The 22,219-nt window shown below is 53.2% G+C and carries 17 protein-coding genes, 3 tRNA genes and 1 riboswitch; of the genes, 8 read left to right on the top strand and 12 right to left on the bottom strand.

Translation table 11 applies throughout. The annotated features are described in order from the left end of the window. Positions 1-2 precede the first annotated feature (2 nt). Positions 3-1,754 carry an arginine--tRNA ligase gene (gene argS, locus WBY09_RS10400; RefSeq protein WP_197147518.1) on the bottom strand — a complete coding sequence of 584 codons (1,752 nt, stop codon included), beginning with the start codon at positions 1,752-1,754 and terminating at the stop codon, positions 3-5. Positions 1,755-1,987: 233 nt separating this feature from the next. On the opposite strand from argS, the gene erpA reads away from it, so the two are divergent. After that, positions 1,988-2,329, top strand: a complete 342-nt coding sequence (erpA, locus tag WBY09_RS10395) for an iron-sulfur cluster insertion protein ErpA (protein WP_008890980.1) — start codon at positions 1,988-1,990, stop codon at positions 2,327-2,329. 88 nt (positions 2,330-2,417) lie between these two features. Beyond that, entirely contained in the window at positions 2,418-3,197 is a 780-nt protein-coding gene (xth, locus tag WBY09_RS10390; RefSeq protein WP_286792066.1) for an exodeoxyribonuclease III, read from the top strand. An 83-nt stretch (positions 3,198-3,280) separates the two neighbouring features. Here xth and ribB read toward each other — a convergent pair whose 3' ends face one another. The 10 genes from ribB to WBY09_RS10340 form a co-directional block, all read right to left on the bottom strand. Beyond that, a complete protein-coding gene (ribB, locus tag WBY09_RS10385) occupies positions 3,281-3,949 on the bottom strand; it encodes a 3,4-dihydroxy-2-butanone-4-phosphate synthase (RefSeq protein WP_286792067.1) in 669 nt (222 codons plus the stop codon). A 132-nt stretch (positions 3,950-4,081) separates the two neighbouring features. Continuing rightward, positions 4,082-4,232, bottom strand: a riboswitch (FMN riboswitch). 104 nt (positions 4,233-4,336) lie between these two features. Then, entirely contained in the window at positions 4,337-5,614 is a 1,278-nt protein-coding gene (locus WBY09_RS10380; RefSeq protein ID WP_286792068.1) for an EAL domain-containing protein, read from the bottom strand. A 56-nt stretch (positions 5,615-5,670) separates the two neighbouring features. Continuing rightward, positions 5,671-6,528, bottom strand: a complete 858-nt coding sequence (locus WBY09_RS10375) for an aminotransferase class IV (RefSeq protein ID WP_286792069.1) — start codon at positions 6,526-6,528, stop codon at positions 5,671-5,673. Positions 6,529-6,541: 13 nt separating this feature from the next. Continuing rightward, positions 6,542-7,129: an anthranilate synthase component II gene (locus WBY09_RS10370; RefSeq protein WP_286792070.1), complete on the bottom strand. Its 588-nt coding sequence runs from the start codon at positions 7,127-7,129 to the stop codon at positions 6,542-6,544. Next, positions 7,126-8,526 (bottom strand): aminodeoxychorismate synthase component I, encoded by a 1,401-nt coding sequence (pabB, locus tag WBY09_RS10365; protein ID WP_336232683.1) that lies wholly within the window; start codon positions 8,524-8,526, stop codon positions 7,126-7,128. The genes WBY09_RS10370 and pabB overlap by 4 nt, the downstream gene beginning before the upstream one ends. Before the next feature lie 207 nt (positions 8,527-8,733). After that, positions 8,734-11,400: a valine--tRNA ligase gene (locus WBY09_RS10360; RefSeq protein ID WP_336232681.1), complete on the bottom strand. Its 2,667-nt coding sequence runs from the start codon at positions 11,398-11,400 to the stop codon at positions 8,734-8,736. A gap of 90 nt (positions 11,401-11,490) precedes the next feature. Then, a complete protein-coding gene (locus WBY09_RS10355; RefSeq protein ID WP_336232679.1) occupies positions 11,491-12,111 on the bottom strand; it encodes a DUF2497 domain-containing protein in 621 nt (206 codons plus the stop codon). A 119-nt stretch (positions 12,112-12,230) separates the two neighbouring features. After that, positions 12,231-13,583 (bottom strand): TolC family outer membrane protein, encoded by a 1,353-nt coding sequence (locus WBY09_RS10350; RefSeq protein ID WP_064781318.1) that lies wholly within the window; start codon positions 13,581-13,583, stop codon positions 12,231-12,233. A 144-nt stretch (positions 13,584-13,727) separates the two neighbouring features. After that, positions 13,728-14,048, bottom strand: a complete 321-nt coding sequence (locus tag WBY09_RS10345; RefSeq protein ID WP_231959732.1) for a rhodanese-like domain-containing protein — start codon at positions 14,046-14,048, stop codon at positions 13,728-13,730. A 13-nt stretch (positions 14,049-14,061) separates the two neighbouring features. Continuing rightward, a complete protein-coding gene (locus WBY09_RS10340) occupies positions 14,062-14,715 on the bottom strand; it encodes a protein-L-isoaspartate O-methyltransferase family protein (protein WP_008890969.1) in 654 nt (217 codons plus the stop codon). A 517-nt stretch (positions 14,716-15,232) separates the two neighbouring features. On the opposite strand from WBY09_RS10340, the gene WBY09_RS10335 reads away from it, so the two are divergent. The 6 genes from WBY09_RS10335 (at position 15,233) to WBY09_RS10310 (ending at position 21,683) form a co-directional block, all read left to right on the top strand. Beyond that, positions 15,233-17,674, top strand: coding sequence for a methyl-accepting chemotaxis protein (locus tag WBY09_RS10335; protein WP_336232677.1), 2,442 nt, complete (start codon positions 15,233-15,235; stop codon positions 17,672-17,674). Between the two features lie 176 nt (positions 17,675-17,850). After that, a tRNA-Cys gene (locus tag WBY09_RS10330) sits at positions 17,851-17,924 on the top strand. 4 nt (positions 17,925-17,928) lie between these two features. Continuing rightward, positions 17,929-18,004, top strand: a tRNA-Asn gene (locus WBY09_RS10325). A 292-nt stretch (positions 18,005-18,296) separates the two neighbouring features. Continuing rightward, positions 18,297-18,372, top strand: a tRNA-Asn gene (locus WBY09_RS10320). 70 nt (positions 18,373-18,442) lie between these two features. Further along, positions 18,443-18,757 (top strand): hypothetical protein, encoded by a 315-nt coding sequence (locus WBY09_RS10315; protein ID WP_336232676.1) that lies wholly within the window; start codon positions 18,443-18,445, stop codon positions 18,755-18,757. 235 nt (positions 18,758-18,992) lie between these two features. Beyond that, positions 18,993-21,683, top strand: coding sequence for a bifunctional acetate--CoA ligase family protein/GNAT family N-acetyltransferase (locus WBY09_RS10310; RefSeq protein ID WP_336232675.1), 2,691 nt, complete (start codon positions 18,993-18,995; stop codon positions 21,681-21,683). Positions 21,684-21,761: 78 nt separating this feature from the next. On the opposite strand, the gene WBY09_RS10305 is transcribed toward WBY09_RS10310, so the two are convergent. Continuing rightward, a complete protein-coding gene (locus WBY09_RS10305; protein WP_336232674.1) occupies positions 21,762-22,199 on the bottom strand; it encodes a MerR family transcriptional regulator in 438 nt (145 codons plus the stop codon). Positions 22,200-22,219: the final 20 nt, after the last annotated feature.

The raw sequence follows: 22,219 nt of genomic DNA, 5'->3' as shown, positions 1-22,219 counted from the left end.
TCTTACATCTCCTCGACAGGCTTAACGCCCACAACCTCAAGACCGGACGCAATGACCGTGGCAACGGCACGGATCATCGCAAGACGTGCCAGAGTCGCAGGCAAATCATCGGCAATGATGAAGCGCAGCGCGGTGTTGTCACGTCCCTTGTTCCACAATGCATGGAATTCTGCGGCAATTTCTGTCAGGAAAAAGGCAATGCGATGCGGCTCATGCGCAACGGCCGCCTGTTCGATAATCCGCGGCCATTCAGCCATGCGGCGCACCAGAAGCTTCTCATCTTCCGAACTCAGCAATGACAGGTCCGCGGTCGCCAGCGTCTTCTCCGACAGATCCTGTCCCGGGAAGGCTTCAGCCGCCTGACGGAAGACCGAATTCACACGTGCATGCGCATACTGAACATAGAAAACCGGGTTGTCCTTGGACTGTTCGGTCACCTTGGCGAAATCGAATTCAAGTGCGGCATCATTTTTGCGGGTCAGCATGATGAAGCGCACGACATCCTTGCCAACGCGCTCAACCACATCACGCAGGGTGACGAAGGTCCCGGCACGTTTCGACATTTTGACCGGCTCGCCATTGTCAAACAGGCTGACCAGCTGGCAAAGCTTGACATCAAGGTCGCCCTCGCCGTGCGTAATCGCCTTGGTGGCGGCCTTCATGCGCTTGACATAGCCGCCATGGTCGGCGCCAAAGATGTCGATCATCAGGTTAAAGCCGCGTTCGTACTTATCAAAGTGATAGGCAATGTCGGACGCAAAATAGGTCCAGCTGCCATCGGACTTCTTCAAAGGCCGATCGACATCGTCGCCAAATTCTGTTGCACGGAACAGGGTTTGCGGGCGCGGTTCCCAGTCGTCAGGCTTCTTGCCTTTTGGCGGCTCCAGAACGCCGACATAGATGTCGCCTTTTTTCTCAAGATGTTCAAAGGCCGACTGGACCTTGCCCGCCTTTACCAAGCCGTCTTCGGATGTGAAGACATCATGGGAAACACCAAGAAGACGAAGGTCTTCCTTGATCAGGGCCATCATCTCGACGATGGCGAAAGCACGAAACTCTTCAAGCCATTCATCTTCCGGGGCATTCTGCCACTTGTCACCATCGCGTTCCGCAAGCTTTTTGCCCGGCGCGACAAGATAATCCCCCGGATACAGGCCTTGCGGAATTTCACTGATCTCTTCGCCTAGGGCTTCGCGATAGCGCAAATGAAGCGACCGTGCGAGAACATCCACCTGCGCACCGGCATCATTGGTGTAATATTCCTTGGTGACGGCGTAGCCCGCCTTTGAAAGCAAGTTGGCAAGCACGTCACCAACAACCGCACCACGGCAATGGCCGACATGCATCGGGCCGGTCGGGTTTGCCGAAACATATTCGACGTTGATCTTTTCGCCTTTGCCAAGGTCGCTATTGCCATAGGCAGTGCCGACTTCAAGGATTTGGCTGATCTGTGAAAGCCAGAACCGCTCGGCCATCCGCAGATTGATGAAACCCGGGCCTGCAATTTCGACTTCTTCGATGTGATCAAGACCACGCAGTTTTTCGGCCAGCTTTTCCGCCAGATCACGCGGCTTCATGGCAGCAGCCTTTGAAAGCAACATCGCCGCATTTGTTGCGGCATCCCCATGAGACGCATCGCGCGGCGGCTCCACCGTGACACGTGAAGTGTCGGTTCCCACAGGGAGAACACCGTCTTTTTCAAGGGCGAGAATCTGGTTCTCGATGTCGCTTTTCAACAGGCTGAAAACATTCATGACTTGGAACTTTGTAATTTCTGGTTCTGACCGGACCGGCCAATTGACTGGCGCCTGTTTTGAGCCATTTCACCTCAAAACGCAAGTCACCCGTATTTAGAGACATTACAGGTTTTGACATTTCAGCCATGCGCGCTAAATACTGACTCAAATACTGCGTTCGGATCATGCTATGATGTGACCAAGGATCGCAAACACACCTGCCCCGGCAGGACAAGACCAAGGAGTGTTGAATGACCGATTCTTCTCGGCAAGTTCAAATGACTGAAAGTGCTGCAAAACGCATTCAGGAACTGATTGCCAGCGAAGGTGCTGCGAACACCATGCTGCGTTTGCAGGTGTCTGGCGGCGGTTGCAGTGGGTTCCAGTATGAGTTCTCGCTCGATTCAGACACCACTGACGAAGATCGTATCTTTGAAAACCACGGTGCGAAAATGGTGATCGACGAAGTATCGCTGGATCTTCTCGGCGGTGCAGAGATTGATTTCGTGCGTGAGCTGGTTGGCTCAGCTTTTCGTGTAAACAATCCGAATGCCACCTCTTCATGCGGCTGCGGATCAAGTTTCTCGATTTGATCCGGATCGACAAACCGATTTATAAAGCGGGGTTCGTTATTGGCGAACCCCGTTTTGTTTGACCAAACACCTAAAAACCGAGGCCCGAATGAAAATCGCCACCTGGAATGTCAACTCGATCAAGGCACGCCTGCCAAACATTCTTGACTGGCTGCAGGACGGGAAACCCGATGTGGTCCTGTTACAGGAAACCAAGACGGTTGATGACGCTTTTCCGGCGATGGAGATCGAGGACCTTGGCTACAACATCGCCATTCACGGTCAGAAGACCTACAACGGCGTTGCGATCCTTTCCAAATTCCCGATCGAAGATGTCGAACGTGGCCTGCCCGGCAATGATGATGACGAACAAGCCCGCTATATCGAGGCAACCATCGGATCCAATCGTCCGATCCGGGTTGCCTCGATCTATGTTCCAATGGGAACAGCTGTTGGCGATGAAAAGTTTGATTACAAACTGAACTTCCTGGATCGCCTGATCACCCGGTTTGAGAAAATTCGTGCCAGTGGTGACGCCGCTGTCATGGGCGGGGATTACAACATCGCGCCCGACGACATGGACGTCTATGACCCGGTGAAACTGCGTGAAACGGTGCTGTGCACAACGGTTGAACGCAAACGTCTGCGCACCATGATGAATATGGGCTTTACCGACGCATTCCGGACCTTCAACCCGAAAGGTCACCAATATAGCTGGTGGGACTATCGCGCCGGTGCATGGAACAAGGATAACGGTCTTCGTATTGACCACCTCCTTCTGACCCCGGCGGCGGCAGACCGTCTGAGCGCATCGGACATCGACCGGGAGCCACGCGGCAAGGAAAAGGCATCTGATCACACACCGGTCTGGTGCATGATTGACGACTGATCACGTTCGATCACCAAAACAGCAAAAGGGCCGCACCTATCAGGACGCGGCCCTCTTCTTTTATCAATGGCAACAGATTGGCTTTATTCAGCCGCCTGCTTCATCGCCATGCGATACGCGACGATATCCTCGATGCTGATCACGACCATATCGCTGGTCTTGGCATATTCGATCAGTTCCGGCAGCCGCGCCATTGTGCCATCCGGATTGGTGACTTCACACAGCACACCAGCGGGCTTGAACCCTGCCAGACGCATCAGATCAACCGTGCCTTCGGTATGGCCGCGACGTTCCAGAACACCGCCCGGGCGGGCGCGCAGCGGGAAGACATGGCCCGGACGCGCCAGATCACTCGGTTTGGCGTCATCGGCGATGGCCGTTTTTACCGTGGTGACACGATCAGCGGCCGATACACCGGTTGTGACGCCGACTTTGGCTTCGATGGTGACGGTGAAGCCGGTCCCCATGCTGGATGTGTTGTCTGCGACCATGGGCGGCAGTTCAAGTTCAGTTGCCTTCTCGTCGGTCAGGCACAGGCAGACGATACCGCTACAATCGCGGATGAGCATCGCCATTTGTTCATTGGTCAGATTTTCTGCTGAAAAGATCAGATCGCCTTCATTTTCGCGATCTTCATCGTCAACAACCAGAACGCCTTTTCCCTGGCGCAGATCATCAAGCGCACGTTCCATACGCGCATGCGGATCGCCAAAGATCGACAGATCGGATTGTTTTTCAATACTCTGATTCATAACCGTCCTCTACGGATAGGGCTTACGAACCAGGGCAATAAAGAAAGGCCCGCTTTGCGACAAATGTCACAATGCGGTCGCAGGCAGACGGCAGATCAGTCACGCCAAAGCGTTCCTGTCACGACCGTCACGCTTTATCCTCTCCCATCCGGACTGTTACCGTCGGCTCCGGAATCTCACCGGATCTGCTGACCCCAAAAGTCTTGCGACCTATGGGCGCTCGCGGGCTTACCAAAACTGGTTTACCGCCGGTCGGGATTTTCACCCTGCCCTGAGAATAAGCGCCGTGTTTCAACGACAAACGTTGACCATAATTGATCAACACGCGCACTTTATGAAAGCGCGCCAGTGTTGTCAAACGCCATAAAACCCTTAAAACCTTGTGGTTTAAATGTCTGAAAGGATTTTGCCTGCACGGAAATGGAAGTCACATCCATTATTGCGGGCTTCGCGCGGCGCCCATTGGCAAACGGCACATTTTTTGTCCGATGATCTGCTTTTGGATTTACATTCCCGATGAAGATAGCCGCCAAGCATCGCGTCGATATAGCTGCCCTCAAAGACATCCACCCCCAGACTGCGGCCCATGCGAAGCGCCGTTCGGCTGTCGCAACGCGTCAGGATCAGGCTGCGGTCGGCAAACAAAACAGCAAACTCCCGCAGTCTTTCGGCGACTTCCGCGCGCCGCGATCCAACGATATTCTGATCCCATATGACCTTGATGAAATCGACATTCATCTTGCGCGGCGACAGAAATTCGAGTGCTGGCAACGTGATGCGATCAAGACCAACCTGTATCCCCAAGGAATGCAGGAATTCGCACGCATCTTCAAATTCCCACCAGTTTGCGATCGCGTTCTCCATGGAAAACTCGATGGCCATGTTTTCGATCAGTTTACCGTCATGTTCGGCGATGAAATCGGTAAACTTGTCGCTGTGAACCGTCTGGATTTGCATGTTCAAATGCAGTCGGTCTGGCAAAATGGACGGTGCCAGTGCTGCCGTAACATCCATGACTTTTTCATCCAAAACACGCGACAGGATCTCGATCTCGCCCGGCCCTTCCAACAGGAAACTGGCAAGATGGTTTTGGCGCAGGTAATCAAGCGAACAATAGATCTCGTGGCCTAACACCTCGCGTCGGGTGTCATCAAAACAGACGATGGCCTGGCGCCGGCACGAGTCAAATACAGCCTCTGTCGTGATCGCGCCACGCAGCATATCAGCCATATCAAAGCGTACGGAAACGTCACTACTTGGTCTTTCTGCAAGTGTGATGCCGAGTAAATCTGCCAACTTCTCCTGATCTTTTGGCCATTCAAAGCGGTTCCAGAGATTGGTTGGAATATGGCCAAGGCCCTGACGGTTCAGGACATCGGTCAGAATTTCCCGGATATGCTCGACAAAGGTGTTGTCGTCGTTTGTCCACGATCCTGCATGCACAAAAGCCACCATGCCGTTTTCCAGGCGATGGACCTTAGTGTTCTCGGGGAGATTGTGGAAAGCATCCCGGGTAATGGCCTGATAGTCATCGGTGCCAAGACGCAAGTCAGCCGGAATATTCAGGATCCCAAACGAAATCGCTTTGCCTTTGGCCGCGTTTTTACGCAGGCTTTCGACAAAGCGATTGATCGTGACAGGTGGTTTGGTGGTGTGCGCGTTCATATGCATTCCAGTTTGAATTGCAGCTGAACATACGTCACTAAAGTGGTGAATTCAACCTAAATTACTATACCATCGCATAGTTCCGCCTCCACCCTTAGGGCAAGGTCGGTAAAGAAGGTTTTTGCCGGCACACCGACAACATAGCCATCAACACGGTCAACAACACGCAATCCCTGCAGCGCATTGGCGGTAAACACGGCATCGAACTCTTTGAGCTCTTCTGGTGCCTTCGGCTCGAAAGTCACTTCAATCTCAGATTCTTCGGCAACTTGCAGCACGTAATCGCGGGCAAGCCCACAAAGGATCCCGGTATCCTCATCCGGCGTCCACAGGGTTTCCCCGGTGATACCAAACAGATTGGCAACCGTCGTTTCCGCCACATGGCCATCAGCCGACAGAATAAGCGCGTCTTGAGCACCGTATTTCTGTACTTCCTGTTTAGCCGCGATGTTGTCCATATAATTAGTACTTTTGATGCTGCCCGCGACCGAATGCGGGTTTCGGCGCACTTTCTGTGACGTCGCCAGGGTCAGACCGATATTCGGGTCCAGCGGATCAAAGGGTTCTGCGGTAATCAGGATGGTCGGATCCGGCGACCCCGGTGGCAGCAACCCACGTTCGCCCGGGCCGCGTGAGACGGTCATGCGAACAACTGCATCCTTGCGGTGAACTTGCTCAAACAGCTTGGCAACGATTTCTGCGACTTCTTCTGTCTCGGGCAACAGGTCAAGCGGGAACTCAATCAACTCGGCATGATGGTCAAGCCGCCCCATATGGGCTTCCAGCCAGGCAATTTTCCCTTCGTGCGCACGCATGGTTTCAAAGAAACCATCGCCCAGCAGGAAGCCACGATCCGTTACCGGAATGGACGCTTCATCAAGATCACGAAAACTGCCATTCATCCAAACCTGCATAGCCTGGTCCCTTTTAATCGTTATCGGCTCCCTGCCGGGAAGCACGTTTCAGAAAATTCGCCAACAGCGCGTGGCCCTGTTCCGTCAGCACGGCCTCGGGATGGAACTGAACACCGTAAATCGGCAAGGTCGCATGAGCAAATGCCATGACTTCTCCGTCCGGGCCTGTTGCTGTCTCGATCAAAGTGCCATCATTTGGCAAATCAACGATTAACGAGTGATATCGCGTGACTTGCAAAGGATTGTTTAATCCAGCAAACAAATCGTCCCCGCTATGCCGGATCGATGATGTCATCCCGTGAACCGGCCGTTTTGCGCGCTTGACCGTACCACCGAATGCCTGGGCGATAGACTGATGCCCAAGGCAGACGCCAAGCATCGAAAACTCGGTTTTTAGCGCGTTGATCAATTCCAGACTGTTTCCCGCCTCATCCGGTCCACAGGGGCCCGGCGAAAATACAATCGCCAACGGATTAAGGGCACGAACGTCTGCCACCGTTATCTCATCGTTTCGCACAACCTTGACCGCATGTCCGAGTTCCTCAAGATAGCGGGCAAGATTGAAAACGAACGAATCATAATTATCGATCAGCAGGATCATAGCAGATCCCCGGCACTTATTCCGAACAACTCAAACATCTTGGCGGCTTTGACCAGCGTTTCCTCGTATTCCGCTGCCGGGTCGCTGTCAGCAACGATCCCGCCGCCAACATTGAAGGCCATCTTGCCGCCATTTACGCTAAGCGTTCTGATGGCAATGTTTGTGTCCATCGCCCCATCAAATCCGATATAGCCAATGGCACCACAATAGGCACCGCGCGTTGTTTTTTCGAGCTCGGTAATAATCTCCATTGCGCGAATTTTGGGCGCGCCAGTGATCGACCCACCGGGGAAGCATGCGCGCAATGCATCAACAGCCGTTTTGCCTTCTCGCAGTTCGCCTGTCACGGTGGACACCAGATGATGCACATTGGCATAGCTTTCCAACGCGCAGATCACCGGTGTTTTTACAGTGTGAGGATTACTCACCTTTGACAGGTCGTTGCGCAAAAGATCAACGATCATAACGTTTTCCGCGCGATCCTTTGGTGACAACATTAATTCTTGTGCCAGTTCGGCATCGCTTAACGGTGTCTCGCCGCGCGGTCGGGTACCCTTGATCGGCTTGGTTTCGATCTGCCGGTTTCTGACCCTGAGGAACCGTTCCGGCGAATTTGATAGCACCGCCACATCCCCGAAATTCAGGAATGCGCCGAAGGGCGCGGAACTGATGTCACGCAAACGCCGATAAAGGTCGAACCGCTTTGGGATGGCATCACTTGCGTATTCTGCGCGGAAGCTTTGTGACAGGTTGGCCTGAAAGATGTCACCGGCAAAAATGTAGTCAATCACGCGCTGAACGGCGGCCTCGTAGCTGCCGCGATCAAAGTTTGACTGCCAGTTCGAAACGTTTGGCACATGCGGAACAGCGGGCGTATCAATCAGCGGGCGTGCAAGTCTTAAATACTTGCGGATCAAAGCCATACGGTCGTTTGCGCGCTGATCGCGCTTTGGACCTTCGGTCTCTGGAATTCCGGTGGAAATAAGCCACATCCGCCGTTCAATCTGATCAAATGCGATCACCAGATCATAAATCCCGACGGCCATGTCTGGCATTGAAAGCCAGTCGTCCGGTGCTGTGGGCAACAATTCTGTCTGATGCGCCAACTCATAGCCAAAATAACCAACCACACCGCCTTGAAACGGCGGCAGGTCCGGCTTCGCTTCGATCTGATAGCGCGCCAACAGATCGCCAAGGACGTCAAACGGGTTTCCCGGCACTTCAAAGCCATCCAGCACCGCCTGCCCGTTCTTCGCCGTCAATTTATGCAGGGGCGACACGACAATGTAGGAGAACCGGTCACGGTCACCTGAATCCAAAAAATGGCTATCGGCAAATGGCGCAAACGCGCCATAGGCATCAACGGGCTCGATATAGGGGCATTCTTCAATCAGCATTGGGCCGGGGCATTCTTATCGACTGGACGCGACGAAAATCGTCATTCCATGGGGGTTCTTGTCGCTCACAGGAACGGGCGACGCCAATCTAAGCGATTCTGCATGATCGGGTGAAGATTTTTGCGACATTACGACAGTTCAATTGAACCCAGAACAAAAAAGGCCAACCAAAGATGGCTGGCCTTTCTCGCAGATTGGTCCGAACCCCTACATCGCTACAATACGCGCCAAAGCTTCGTTGAGCTTGGCAAGGGTATCACGTGCTTCTTCAAGCTTGGCTTTTTCGGCCGTGACGATGTGCTCAGGTGCGCGGCTGACGAACTTCTCGTTGGAAAGCTTGCCTTCCTGGGCCTTGATGTATTTCGTCTTGTCCTGAATTTCCTTTTCAAGACGTGCCTTTTCAGCAGCAACATCAATGAAATCGGCAACCGAAACGAAGACCGTCACACCATCAACCACAGTCTGGATCGCACCTTTGGCAATCGCCTCGACGTCGCCCTGCCCCTTAAAGGAAACATCTGCAACGCGCGCCAGACGCTTCACTTGTGCTTCCTGTGCCGTGACAGCTGCTTTCATCGCGTCGGTGGCATCAACCAGATAGATCGGCACTTCGGCCGCCGGCGGCACATTCATTTCAGAACGGACACCACGGATATCCCCAATCAGGCGGATGGCCAGATCGACCTCGGCTTCTGCTTCACGATCAATCAACGCGTCGTCAAACTGCGGATACCCTTCGGCGATCAGCATTTTGGCACGACTATCGGCGGTCTTTTCCCAAAGTTCTTCGGTGATGAACGGGATGACCGGATGCAAGATCAAAAGTATCTGATCAAGGACCCACGCGGTAACTGCGCGAATTTCCGCCTTGGCTTCTTCGTCACTGCCCATCAGAACCGGTTTCGCCAGTTCAAGATACCAGTCACAGAACGAACCCCAAACAAACTGATAGGCACTGCTTGCGGCATCGTTGAACCGATAGGTCTCAATACCAGTGCCAACGGCCTTGGCCGCTTCAACCGTTTTACCAACGATCCAGCGACCAAGGGTCGATTTCACGTTCGCCGGATCAAAGCCATCAACCGGTTTGCATTCATTCATTTCCGCAAAGCGTGCCGCATTCCAAAGCTTGGTCGCGAAGTTGCGATAGCCTTCCACACGGGATGCGGCAAGCTTGATGTCGCGACCCTGGGCTGCCAATGCCGTCAGGGTAAAGCGCAGCGCATCACAACCGTATTCGTCAATGATCTCAAGCGGATCGATGACGTTGCCCTTGGATTTAGACATCTTCTGGCCGTGCTCATCACGCACCAGAGCATGAATATACACGTCACGGAACGGAACTTTGCCATCCATGAAATACATGCTCATCATGATCATCCGGGCAACCCAGAAGAAGATGATGTCAAACCCGGTGACCAGAACATCGCCCGGATAATATTTGGCAAGTTCCGGGGTCTTTTCCGGCCAACCCAGCGTCGAATACGGCCACAGACCAGATGAAAACCAGGTATCCAGAACGTCGGTTTCCTGGGTGAGTTGGACATCCTTGCCATAATGCGCCTTGGCGGCGGCCATGGCTTCTTCTTCGGTTTCTTCAACGAAGAATTCCCCATCGGGGCCAAACCATGCCGGAATACGATGTCCCCACCAAAGTTGACGGGAGATACACCATGGCTGGATGTTGCGCATCCATTCGAAATAGGTGTTTTCCCAGTTCTTTGGCACAAAGCGAATGCGGCCGTCTTCAACCGCTTCGGTCGCTGGCTTCGCAAGAACCTCGGCATTTACAAACCACTGATCGGTCAGATAAGGCTCGATCACGACGTTCGAACGGTCGCCGTATGGAACCATGTGAACGGTATCCTCGATCTTCTCAAGCAGACCAAGCTCGTCCATCTTCGCAACGATCAATTTGCGGGCTTCAAAACGATCAAGGCCACGGTATTCCTCGGGCGCTTCATCATTGATGCGCGCATAATCATCAAGGATGTTAATCTTTTCCAGACCAGCACGTTTGCCGACTTCAAAGTCATTGAAGTCATGCGCCGGTGTGATCTTAACAGCACCCGAGCCTTTTTCCGGATCGGCATATTCGTCCGCGACAATCTTGATGCGGCGCCCAACAATCGGAAGAATGCAGTATTTTCCGATCAGGTCCTGATAGCGTTCATCATCCGGATGGACGGCAACACCGGTATCGCCCAGCATCGTCTCGGGACGGGTGGTTGCAACGGTGATGAACTCGCCGTCGCGGCCCTCGATCGGATATTTGAAGTGCCAGTAATGGCCTTTGACTTCTTTCTGAACGACTTCAAGGTCGGAAATAGCGGTCAGAAGTTTCGGATCCCAGTTCACCAGACGCTTGTCACGGTAAATCAGGCCATCCTTGTGCAGTTTAACGAACACCTTGCGGACCGCAGCCGACAGGCCATCATCCATGGTGAAGCGTTCACGCGGCCAGTCGGGCGACGCGCCCAGACGGCGCAGCTGATTGGTGATGGTACCGCCGGACTTTTCTTTCCACTCCCAGACCTTCTCGACGAACTTTTCACGGCCAAGGTCATGGCGCGTGACGTTCTGCTCGCCAAGCTGGCGTTCAACAACCATCTGGGTCGCGATGCCTGCATGGTCGGTACCGGGCTGCCAAAGGGTATCCTTGCCCTTCATCCGGTTATAGCGGACCAGGATGTCCTGAAGCGTGAAGGTCAGTGCATGCCCCATGTGGAGGCTACCGGTCACGTTGGGCGGCGGCATCATGATGACATAGGGATCGGCACTGGATGCCGGATCAGCGGCAAATGCCCCTGCTTTTTCCCATTTATCGTAAAGTCTGCCTTCAACATCGGCCGGGTTGTAGGTCTTCTCCAACATGGTCTTTTGATCCGCTGCGGGTTTAATTGTTTATCCAAAGAAAAAGCGGCGCACCGTTGGCGCGCCGCTCGAATGTCAAAATCGGCTCGCCTACAGGTCTTCGGCGCGGTTCACAATCCGCTCGATTTCCTTTTTCACAAGGCGTTCGATCATATAGGGAAGGTTTTCGTCAAGCCATTCCTTAAGCAACGGACGCAACATATCGCGCACCAGATCCTCAAGGGTTGCGTGACCTGCATTAATGCCAAGGGCAACTGCGCGTTTCTTTGCAACAGCTTGCGCCAGTTCCGAGATGGTTCCGGTGGCCGTCGATTCCGTCAAATTCGAAATCAGCGGTTCGTCATCTTCATCATCGTAAAGTGCTGGCATTGCCGGTTCGGGCTCTGGTTCCGGTTCCGGCTCGTCGAATTCTTCTTCCAGAGGTGTTTCATCGAAATCGAGCATATCGTCGAGTTCGAGTTCTTCCTCTTCTTCCGGCTCGTCGAGCTCCAGTTCCTCGGGTTCTTCCTCGAACTCAAGTTCCTCAGGCTCTTCGTCAAGCACAAGTTCGTCTATTTCTTCTTCGGGCTCGGGTTCTGGTTCCGGCTCGGGCTCAGGTTCTGGTTCTGGCTCCGGTTCCGGCGTCGGTTCGGGTTCAGGAGCAGCTTCCTGTTTTTCTTCATCCCCCTCATCGGCAAGAATCTTGCGGATGGACTGGAGGATATCCTCCATGGAAGGTTCTTGTTGCCCGTCACTCATAATTAAACTTCCGCACTAGTGTCATTTAACCAGACCGATCCGACCCAAGTTCGAAGGCAGGATGTCGCCACCCTGCCCCGACCATCAACCAATCAATCCGTTCCCCACCACTGGTCCTTGACCTTGTTATAGTTGGACTCAGTGTCATAAATTTCGACCGGCAGACCAAGGACCTGCGCGTTAAGCGCCCCCATGGCAGCCTTAACCTGAAACTCGGCAACCGCAGCGTCACGGCGCGATCCCACAAGATCCACGCGTGCCTGCAACAGTTCCTGTTCCTGATCAAGAACATCAAGAACGGTACGCGAACCAACCGATGCTTCACGCTGAACGCCATCAAGGGCGACTTCAGCTGATGATACCTGTGCCTGCTGCGATTCGATGCTTGCACGTGCAGTGACAAGCGTCTCCCAGGCACTGGTTGCGTTTTCGATTACGGAACGGCGCGCTTCATCAATCTGGATCCGGGCCTGACCGGCGGTCTGCTTTGCCGAACGCACGTTCGAGAAAACAGCACCCTGCTGGTACAGCGGTATCGAGACTGACGCGATAATGTCCGCCGTATCAGACGTGAAATCATCGTTTGACGCTTCATGCTGGCGCTCAACACCGGCAGCAAGGCTTACTTCCGGATAAAGCGAACCTTCGCTCAGACGGATGTCGGACTGAGCAGCTTCTTCGCTGTAAATTGCCTGCAAGACATCAGGGTGCTGACCCTGTGCAATTGTCAGAACATCAGAAATGCTTGTCGGAAGTCCCGACAGCGCATTGGGAATTTCAAGATCGCTTGGCGGATTCCCGACAAGCCGCTCGTATTGCGCCCGGGTATTGGCCAAGGCACCCTGGGCCGAGATCAAATTGGCCTTTGCACCTGCAAGGCGCGCTTCGGCTTGTGACACGTCCGTACGGGTCACCTCGCCAACATCAAAACGATCACGGGTCGCTTCAAGCTGACGCTCCAGAACACGAACGTTGTTCTGATTAAGCTCAACAACCGCAGTATCACGCAGAACGTTGAAATACGCCGTCGCCACCTGAAGCATGACATCCTGCTCGGTCGAGCGCAGCGACGCGCGGGCAGCCTTGATGCGGGCCTCTGCACGTTCAGTTTCTGCCGTGGTACGGCCGCCACGATAAAGCGGCTGCGTAACGTTCAGCCCAACCGTATAGGGCGTCAGATTGTTATCTGTTTTCGTACCGTTGGTTTCTGTTTCGGTATCACGAACGCCTGCGCTACCAGAAAGGCTTACACTCGGCCGCCAGTTTGACAATGCCGAGGAAATTTCTTCATCGGTCGAACGAAGTGCCGCACGACCGGCTTCGAGTGTCGGGTTGCTCTGGTACGCCTTGATAAGTGCGTCTTCCAGGCTTTCTGCAGAAGCGCCGCTGGCAACAATGCCGCCGGTCGCCAGAATACTGCAGGTCAGCAAGAACCGTTTGATCATTTATCTACCCTTGTAAAATCCTACACCAAGTCCCGACCCCGGCGCAGTTTCACGTATGGTAACGACGGAAGGAAAATTTTCCAAGAAAAGAGGCATTTGCATCAAAAAAAAGTAATTTGCCCCGTTTCTCCGTCATTGCCGTTTTCAATCGTAGCGGCTCATATCGCGCTCAACTTCAAGCGCCCATGCATCTATACCGCCGCGAACATTAAAAAGCTCTTTAAATCCATGATCCTCAAGCAACAGGCCCGCATGGCGACTGCGAACGCCATGATGACAAATGATCGCCAAAGGCATATCAGGCGCCAGTTCATCCAACCTTCCCGATAGTTGGGAAAGAGGAATATGGAGCGCCTGATCTATCGCGCAGATTTCAAGTTCCCAATCTTCGCGGACATCAAGCAAGGCAATCGGTGCATTCGCATCAAGCCGTGACGCAAGTTCAGCACAACTGATGTCGAGCACCGTCAAACCTCAATCAGAATACAAAGCTTTCTGCCGGCTCAAACCCCGGAAGATACGGAATGTTGGCATCAAACAGATCGCGATGCCCGATGACACCGTTTTCGCGCTCGTAAAGGCGTGCAACGCCTACCTTGCCCGGTTCACGCACCACGGCGAGCAAGCGACCACCTTCGGAAACCTGTTCAAGGATACCCGCCGGAACTTCTGCAACAGCACCATCGAAGACGATGACGTTGTAGGGAGCCTGTTTGGCATACCCTGATGCCAGATCACCTTCGACAACAATGACATTGTCGTAGTTGAGCTTCTGGAAGGTCGCCTCGGCTGCGGCAGCCATATCCTTGTCGCTTTCGACAGATACCACGGTTTCTGCCACGCGCGAGATCAGCGCGCTGGAATAGCCGTACCCGGCACCAATCACCAGGGCAACATCCGTTTCAGCAATCTCGGCATTTTGCATCAGGCGCGCAATCACCATCGGCTCCATGGCAAAACGCCCGGCGCCCACGGCGATATCCTCATCGATATAGGCAACGCCGCGCTTGCCTTCTGGCAGGAACAGTTCGCGCGGAACCCCTTCCATCGCTGCAATGACCAGCGGATCGGTAACCTTGTTGGTCCGAACCTGATTTTCCACCATGTTATGGCGCGCGATTTGGTAATCCATGATTATCTGACCTGAAAATTCTCGCGAGAAACAGACCACAGTCCTCTTGTTGTCCCCAAAGACGGCTGCGGCAATTGCCCTGTTTATAGTCAGCACATAAGCAACTGACAACATCGGATCAATGTGTGGCTTCGATTTTAACACATTGAGGGCACTAAAAGATTGACCGAACGACGCGGCATCTACCACGCAGATGTTACGATTTGGAAGTCAAATGATCATGTAAAATTGATGCTACGATCAAGAAAACGAACTGAACCCGCCTCCGTTTTCAGTCTGATTGCGCCGGACATCCTTGATTATTTGAAGGACTGAAACATTCAACCAAAATTATTTGCAGCCCTATCTCTTGAAATGCTGATCGGCCGTCGAAACATAGTTCAAAGAACGTTTTATGTGTCTGCGATGCAAGCATAATCCAGGCACAAAACAGCCAAACCGAGAAAGACGGCCAATGCAATTCTCAATTGTGCTGCACCACGTCATAAGCCGGAATTTGGTATTGTAGGGGAATAACATGCGTGACAATGGGCCGGTAACAAATCGCGAAGTGCTGATGGGGGATGGTGACATTCTCGTATCTGGAACCGATACAGGCGGGAAGCTCAAGTTTGCCAATCAGTCCTTTATCGATATCAGCGGATTTACAGAAGAACAGCTGATTGGTTCACCTCATAACGTTGTACGTCATCCCGATATGCCCAAAGATGCCTTTGCTAATCTTTGGGAAACGATCAAGGCCGGCCTGCCCTGGCAAGGTCTTGTGAAAAACCGGGCGAAGAATGGTGATCATTACTGGGTTCGCGCCAATGTTACACCAACGATCGAAGACGGAAACATCACCGGTTACATCTCAATTCGCACAAAGCCGAGTGAACAGGAAAAAAAGAACGCGGAAAGCATCTATGCCGATTTACGGACGGGCCAAGCCAAAAATGTCAGTCTCGAATACGGTGAAATCGTCGATACCAGCACAAAGTCCAAATTAAAGAACTTCTTTGCAAGTATTAGAGGCAGCCTAAGCCTTGCCTTCGGTGCGTTGCTTGCAATTGTTCTGATTTTGGTTGGTGACGCAATTTATACAGAATATCAGACCGAAAAACGACTTGAGGATATTTACAACAACCGTGTGCAATCGTTGAATTTAATCAAACAGATCTCCGACGATTATGCGGTCTTCGTTGTTGATGCCTCACACAAAGTACGCAACGGCAACTTCAGTTGGCAAGAAGGTATCGACAGCATTGACGTGGCGGAAAATCGGATCAAAGAAAACCTGGATAGCTATCTGAGCCGCAAGATTGATCCGGCCGAAGCCCAGATCGTTGATACGATTAGAAGTATGATCCCAGCCGCTGATGAGGTGATCAAGCGATTACGTCAGGCTTTTCAAAACGAGGACACTGCCGCGCTTGATAAAATTGTCAAAGACGAGCTCTATCAAACCATTGACCCGTTGACTGAACAAATCGGAAATCTGTCTGTTTCGCAGAACGATATTGTGCGCAAAACGGTCGAAGAAGCACAGAGCAGCTTCTACACAGCCATTATCATCCAAGCTGCGCTAGTTATAATGGCATTGCTTCTGATTGTTTTCTTTAATTTCTGGCTGCTTAGAAAATTCCAACGCCCGCTCAGGGAGATGGAAGACCATTTCGATGCCATCGCACGAAATGACTCCGGTTATCTTATTCCGATGCCATCTGTTCCCGACTTCAATGGGTTGATACGGCAGTTGCGCGCTTTGCACGCGAAGCTGGCCTATGCAAAGCTTGAACGTGAAGAAAATGAAGCGAAAGCCAATTCACAGCGTGTCGGCGCCTTGCGCGGCCTGGCCGAGACCGTTGAAAAAGAACTTCAAAATATCGTAGAGGCCATCATTGACCAGACAAAGCGATTGAGTTCGTCTGCTGGTGATATGGCTGGGTCTTCGGAACGCGTCTCAGAAAACTCTGAAAGCGTCGCAGCCGCCGCACATGAGGCATTGGCAAACGCAGAGACAGTGTCAGGTGCATCCGAAGAGCTGGCAGCATCCATCCGCGAAATCACCCGCCAGATTGAAGAAGCCACAACCCTTACCGCAGAGGCCAATACGGCCGGGGAAAGTGCGGAAAAGACTGTCACCTCACTTAAAGACAGCGTTGATCGTATTGGCGAGGTTGCCGAACTGATTGGTGATATCGCTGCTCAGACTAACCTCCTCGCGCTTAATGCCACTATCGAGGCTGCGCGCGCTGGTGATGCAGGCAAAGGTTTTGCTGTGGTTGCGCAGGAAGTCAAAAACCTTGCCAATCAGACCGCCAAGTCGACCGAGGAAATCACCCGGCAGCTTGGTGAAATTCAAAATGTGACAGGATCTGTGGTTTCCACCGTTCAGCAGATGACATCAAGCATCCGTCGCGTCGACGAGGTTGCCTCCAATGTCGCCGTGAGTGTTCGACAGCAGGATGAAGCAACACAAGAAATCGCAAGAAACGTCGTTCAGACAGCAGAGGCATCAAATGAGGTGACCGAAAAAATCGGCCATGTCGCGTCAGAGGCGCAAGACAATCTCAACCGAGCCGCCGCCATGAACAAAATTGCCGACGAAGTCGATATAAGTATTGCTGAACTCCGCAACAGCTTGGTTCGAATCGTTCGAACAGCAACCCCGGAAGTAAACCGTCGTAAGGATCCCCGGTACGAAGCTCAACTCGCCGTCACAGTGAAGATTAACGGGAAATCGATCCGCGGCCAGACCATCGACATTTCGGCAGGTGGCGTGAGGGTATCCCTTGCTGAGCCTGTGAAGAAAGGTGAGAAAGGCGAGATCACCATCGAGGGTCCGAACACCACTATTCCGTTTGAGGTTGAAAACAGTCTCGATACCATTGCAAACCTCGATTTCGCACCGAGTAAGATCCGCGAGGAACGATTGAAACCGTGGCTTGAAAACCGTTTTGGCAAAGCCAAAGGTTAGCCCTGAGACCAACTGTGGGATGACATTCCCATAAGCTTTTACGACCACCCGGGACGTTTTCCCGGGTGGTTTGTTCTTTTTCGTAGCACTAATCCCCGAGCCTTCGGAAAAATGTAAAATTGGGTGCTTGACGGGGTGCGTTTGTTGAGGCTATACACCGCTCCAGCCAACGCGAAGGCGCGATGGCGGAGTGGTTACGCAGAGGACTGCAAATCCTTGCACGCCGGTTCGATTCCGGCTCGCGCCTCCACTGATCCGGCATAGCTCAGTTGGTAGAGCAAATGACTGTTAATCATTGGGTCGCAGGTTCGAGTCCTGCTGCCGGAGCCATAAACCCCTGGAACTCTGTTCCGGGGGTTTTTGCTTTTCGGACCAATATCATTCCGCAGTTATTCCAAATGTGATTTGCTCCTTCCCGACCACAGAACACGATGCGCTTTACGTGATCCAATTCAACCAGTTGGGAAATGGTTTCCATCATTATCGCGCCTGCCGATAACCTGTCGCAGCAATGTTGGAAAAAGACGCGATTTTGGCCGGATTTTCTCAAAAAAGGTCTTGCGGGCCTCGGGCTGTTTGATTATACACCTGCCACGCGCATCGAAAGACGCGTGACACCTGATCCGGCATAGCTCAGTTGGTAGAGCAAATGACTGTTAATCATTGGGTCGCAGGTTCGAGTCCTGCTGCCGGAGCCAATTAAAAAGGGACCGAACGTAATGTTCGGTCCCTTTTGCTTTTGAACGTCAAAACACGGATGTTTACCCCATGAAAACAATCAAAATCGGCCTTCGCGAAGTTGAACTCGCCACCCTCTCCGGACCGACCCGCGGATGGTTGATCACGGGCGAAGGCGGGGTAATTCATGGCTTGGTACACCCGATTGACGGCGATCTGTTCACGATCTCGTCGACAACCGATGCCAGGATACAGGCGTTTGGCTGGTGCCCGATGTTCGACAGTCTGGCCCATGTCCAAGCCGACCTTGAAATCGCGCTCGCCATGAGGTCGCAGGATGAAGTTGAAGCCTGGCTTGAAGAGTCCGAGCGATTTGACGACGGGCATCACGGTCACGTGCATTAATAATGACGCCAGATCTCCGCACTTCACGCTTCCCATAGCCTGCTGCACCGCACTGCCACAAAAACTTCGTGTTGGCAGCGCTTTATTGATGCACAGCAAATCAATATAATTGGCATCGCTCTAAAATATCGCACTGCATCATGATGGTGTGCTGAAAAAACAGCGCATGCATCACCATATAGGGCGAGTTGGCCGAAATCTGGCCGGCCCACACAGGACAAGGCGCAAACTGGCGATGAGTACAATCAACCTCGATCATCTGTTTAAACCGAATTCGGTCGCCGTGATTGGCGCTTCCAATCGGCCGCACTCCGTCGGCAGCGTGATAATGAAGAACCTGCTTGCCGGTGGATTTGACGGGCCGATCATGCCGGTTAACCCACGCAGTCAGTCAATCGGTGGTGTTCTGGCCTACCCCGACGTCAATAGCCTGCCCGTGGTACCAGAGCTTGCCGTGATCTGTGTTCCGCCCAAAGGTGTCGTTCCTGTTATGGAATGCCTGGCCGAAAAAGGCTGCCTTGCGGCGATTGTCCTGACCGCGGGCCTGAGTGCGGAACAGTATGATGACAACCGCACGGTCAAACAGGCGATGCTTGATATCGCGGCCTCCAAGAAGATGCGCCTGCTTGGTCCGAATTGCCTTGGCCTGATGGTGCCGGGCATTGGCCTGAATGCCAGCTTCAGCCATCAAAGCATTGGCAATGGCAAGATTGCCTTTGTTTCGCAATCAGGTGCGCTGTGTACTGCCGTTCTCGACTGGGCTGCTGCACGCGGAATTGGGTTCTCCCACTTTATTTCGCTGGGTGAATGCGATGACGTCGATTTTGGTGACGTCATCGACTATCTGGGCTCGGATCCCGATACCCGCGCGATCATGCTTTATATTGAGTCCATTCACGAACGCCGAAGCTTTATCTCTGCCGCCCGTGCCGCATCGCGTAACAAACCGATCCTGTGCATCAAATCCGGTCGCTTTGCCGAGGGTGCAGCTGCGGCCGCGTCCCACACCGGGGCGCTTGCCGGTGCCGATGACGTCTTTGACGCCGCCATCAAACGTGCCGGTGTTTTGCGCGTGTACACCGTCAGTGAGATGTTCTCGGCGGCTGAAACGCTGTCGCGGATGCGCCCGTTCCGTGGTGACAAGCTTGGTATCGTGACAAACGGTGGCGGGATCGGGGTGCTTGCGGTTGACGCCCTGATCGAAAGACATGGCCAGTTGGCCCATCTTGACGACGAAACCATTGCAGCCCTTGATGAAGTCCTCCCGCCGACCTGGTCGCACGCAAACCCGGTTGACATCATCGGCGATGCACCGGGTGAACGTTATGCCAAGACCATTGACGTTGTCCTGAAAGACAAGAATATCGACAGCTTGCTGGTGATGCATGCACCGACAGCCATCACGGATCCGGTCGAAGTCGCACAGGGCGTGATTGACACCATCAAGAACAGCAAGAAAAACATCCTGACCAACTGGGTTGGCGAGGCCACGGTGGCCGAAGCCCGCAATATGTTCTATGCGGCTGGTATTCCGACGTATCGCACGCCGGAAAATGCTGTTGCAGCCTTCCAGCACATGGTCAATTTCCGCAAGCTGCAAGAACTCTTGATGGAAACGCCGCCTTCGGTACCGCACGATTACACACCCGATGTCGACAAGGCACGCAGCATCATTCACGCCGCAATTCATGCCGGACGTCACATGCTGACCGAACCGGAAGCGAAATCGGTTCTGGAATGCTTTGGCATCAATACCGTCAAAACCTATGCCGCCCTTGATGTTGACGACGCGGTTAGTAAAGCAGAGAAGATCGGTCGCCCGGTCGCACTCAAGATCCTGTCGGACGACATCAGCCACAAGTCCGATGTTGGTGGCGTGATCCTGAACCTTGAGAACGGCGAGGAAGTTCGTGCCGCAGCCGAAAAAATGCAGCGCGTTATTGGCAAGAAATTCCCCGAAGCCCGCCTGCGCGGTTTCACCGTTCAGGAAATGGTCAAACGTGACGGCGCACGTGAATTGATTGTCGGCATGACCACCGACCCGATCTTTGGCCCGGTGATCCTGTTCGGGCATGGCGGTGTCGAAGTCGAAGTCGTCCGGGACCGTGCGATGGCCTTGCCGCCGCTCAACATGAAACTTGCCCGTGAACTGGTTGAAGGCACACGCATTCATAAACTTCTGCAGGGTTACCGTGATGTCCCGGCGGTCAATCTCGAAGAACTTTACATGACCTTAGTGCGGCTTTCGCAGCTGGTTGTGCAGTTGGGCGAAGTTGTCGAACTTGACATGAACCCGCTTCTGGCTGACCGTGAAGGTGTGATTGCGCTCGATGCCCGTATCAAGGTAACGCCAAAGGTTGTAAGCGATGAACAGCGCCTGGCCATTCATCCCTACCCGCGCCACTTGAAGGAAAAGGTGGTGATGGATGATGGGACGACCTATTTGCTGCGTCCGATCAAGCCCGAAGATGAACCGGCCCACTACGAATTCATGTCGCGGCTAACCCCGGAAGATATTCACTTCCGGTTCTTCGGATCGGTTCGTGAATTGCCGCATTCGGAAATGGCCCGTCAGACGCAGCTTGATTACGATCGCGACATGGCTTTCCTTGCCATCCTGCCAAACGGTGACCAGGAAGGCGAAATTCACGGTATCGTTCAGGTCGTCATTGATCCGAACAACGAGAAAGCCGAATACGCCATTATGGTGCGTTCCGATATCAAGGGCCGCGGCCTTGGCCGCATTCTGATGGAAAAGATGATCGAATTCTGCCGTCGCAAGGGCACAGAAACCTTCATCGGCCAGGTTCTGCCGAATAACCGTCGGATGCTGACCCTTTGCGAAAGCCTCGGCTTCAGCCGCAAGTTCATCCCGGATGAAGAGGTGTTTGAAGTCACCCTGCCCTTGCAGCGTGACCCGGAATAAGCCGCATCTTCATGACCAAGCAACAAAAGCCCGGTGTTTCACCGGGCTTTTTCGTTTCAGGCAGAAGCGTCGATAATTTCAGGCGGTTTCTGCGACAAGCTTGGCCTTGATATCGGCAACGGCCTTTTCCGGGTCGATGCCCTTTTCACGAAGCGAATCAATTGCTTCATTCTCAATCGTGCGCAGTTCCTGCAAGGTCGTCTGCACGTCTTCAAGCTGCTGTTCAAGCTCTTCGATCCGGCGACGTCCGACCAGCATCAGATGCGCAAGCTGTTCCGTCCGACTGCGGTCTGCGTCATAGAGATCGATATATTCCTTGATATCCTCAAGCGAGAAACCAAGACGCTTGCCACGCAGCACCAGCATCAGCCGCGCCCGGTCACGGTAATTATATACGCGCGTCGCACCGGCTCGCTGTGGTGCAAGCAGGTTCTTGGTTTCGTAAAACCGGATCGCACGCGGCGTAATGTCAAATTCTTCGGCCAGCTCGGTAATGCTATAAAGCTTTTCGTTCATATTTTTTCTTGTTTGTTGAA

It is taken from the genome of Thalassospira sp. CH_XMU1458, assembly GCF_037027205.1.
In the GTDB taxonomy this organism is placed as follows: Bacteria; Pseudomonadota; Alphaproteobacteria; order Rhodospirillales; family Thalassospiraceae; genus Thalassospira; species Thalassospira tepidiphila.
The sequence above is the reverse complement of the archived record's forward strand: the minus strand, read 5'-3'. Positions and strand labels throughout refer to the sequence as shown.

Coding starts and splice junctions, on each gene's coding strand:
- WBY09_RS10335 (WP_336232677.1), top strand. CDS start 15,233: ATGCGTGACAATGGGCCGGTAACAAATCGCGAAGTGCTGATGGGGGAT.
- WBY09_RS10375 (WP_286792069.1), bottom strand. CDS start 6,528: ATGCAGGTTTGGATGAATGGCAGTTTTCGTGATCTTGATGAAGCGTCC.
- argS (WP_197147518.1), bottom strand. CDS start 1,754: ATGAATGTTTTCAGCCTGTTGAAAAGCGACATCGAGAACCAGATTCTC.
- WBY09_RS10340 (WP_008890969.1), bottom strand. CDS start 14,715: ATGGATTACCAAATCGCGCGCCATAACATGGTGGAAAATCAGGTTCGG.
- WBY09_RS10350 (WP_064781318.1), bottom strand. CDS start 13,583: ATGATCAAACGGTTCTTGCTGACCTGCAGTATTCTGGCGACCGGCGGC.
- WBY09_RS10360 (WP_336232681.1), bottom strand. CDS start 11,400: ATGTTGGAGAAGACCTACAACCCGGCCGATGTTGAAGGCAGACTTTAC.
- WBY09_RS10380 (WP_286792068.1), bottom strand. CDS start 5,614: ATGAACGCGCACACCACCAAACCACCTGTCACGATCAATCGCTTTGTC.
- pabB (WP_336232683.1), bottom strand. CDS start 8,526: ATGCTGATTGAAGAATGCCCCTATATCGAGCCCGTTGATGCCTATGGC.
- WBY09_RS10370 (WP_286792070.1), bottom strand. CDS start 7,129: ATGATCCTGCTGATCGATAATTATGATTCGTTCGTTTTCAATCTTGCC.
- WBY09_RS10305 (WP_336232674.1), bottom strand. CDS start 22,199: ATGAACGAAAAGCTTTATAGCATTACCGAGCTGGCCGAAGAATTTGAC.
- WBY09_RS10310 (WP_336232675.1), top strand. CDS start 18,993: ATGAGTACAATCAACCTCGATCATCTGTTTAAACCGAATTCGGTCGCC.
- WBY09_RS10355 (WP_336232679.1), bottom strand. CDS start 12,111: ATGGAGGATATCCTCCAGTCCATCCGCAAGATTCTTGCCGATGAGGGG.
- ribB (WP_286792067.1), bottom strand. CDS start 3,949: ATGAATCAGAGTATTGAAAAACAATCCGATCTGTCGATCTTTGGCGAT.
- erpA (WP_008890980.1), top strand. CDS start 1,988: ATGACCGATTCTTCTCGGCAAGTTCAAATGACTGAAAGTGCTGCAAAA.
- xth (WP_286792066.1), top strand. CDS start 2,418: ATGAAAATCGCCACCTGGAATGTCAACTCGATCAAGGCACGCCTGCCA.
- WBY09_RS10315 (WP_336232676.1), top strand. CDS start 18,443: ATGAAAACAATCAAAATCGGCCTTCGCGAAGTTGAACTCGCCACCCTC.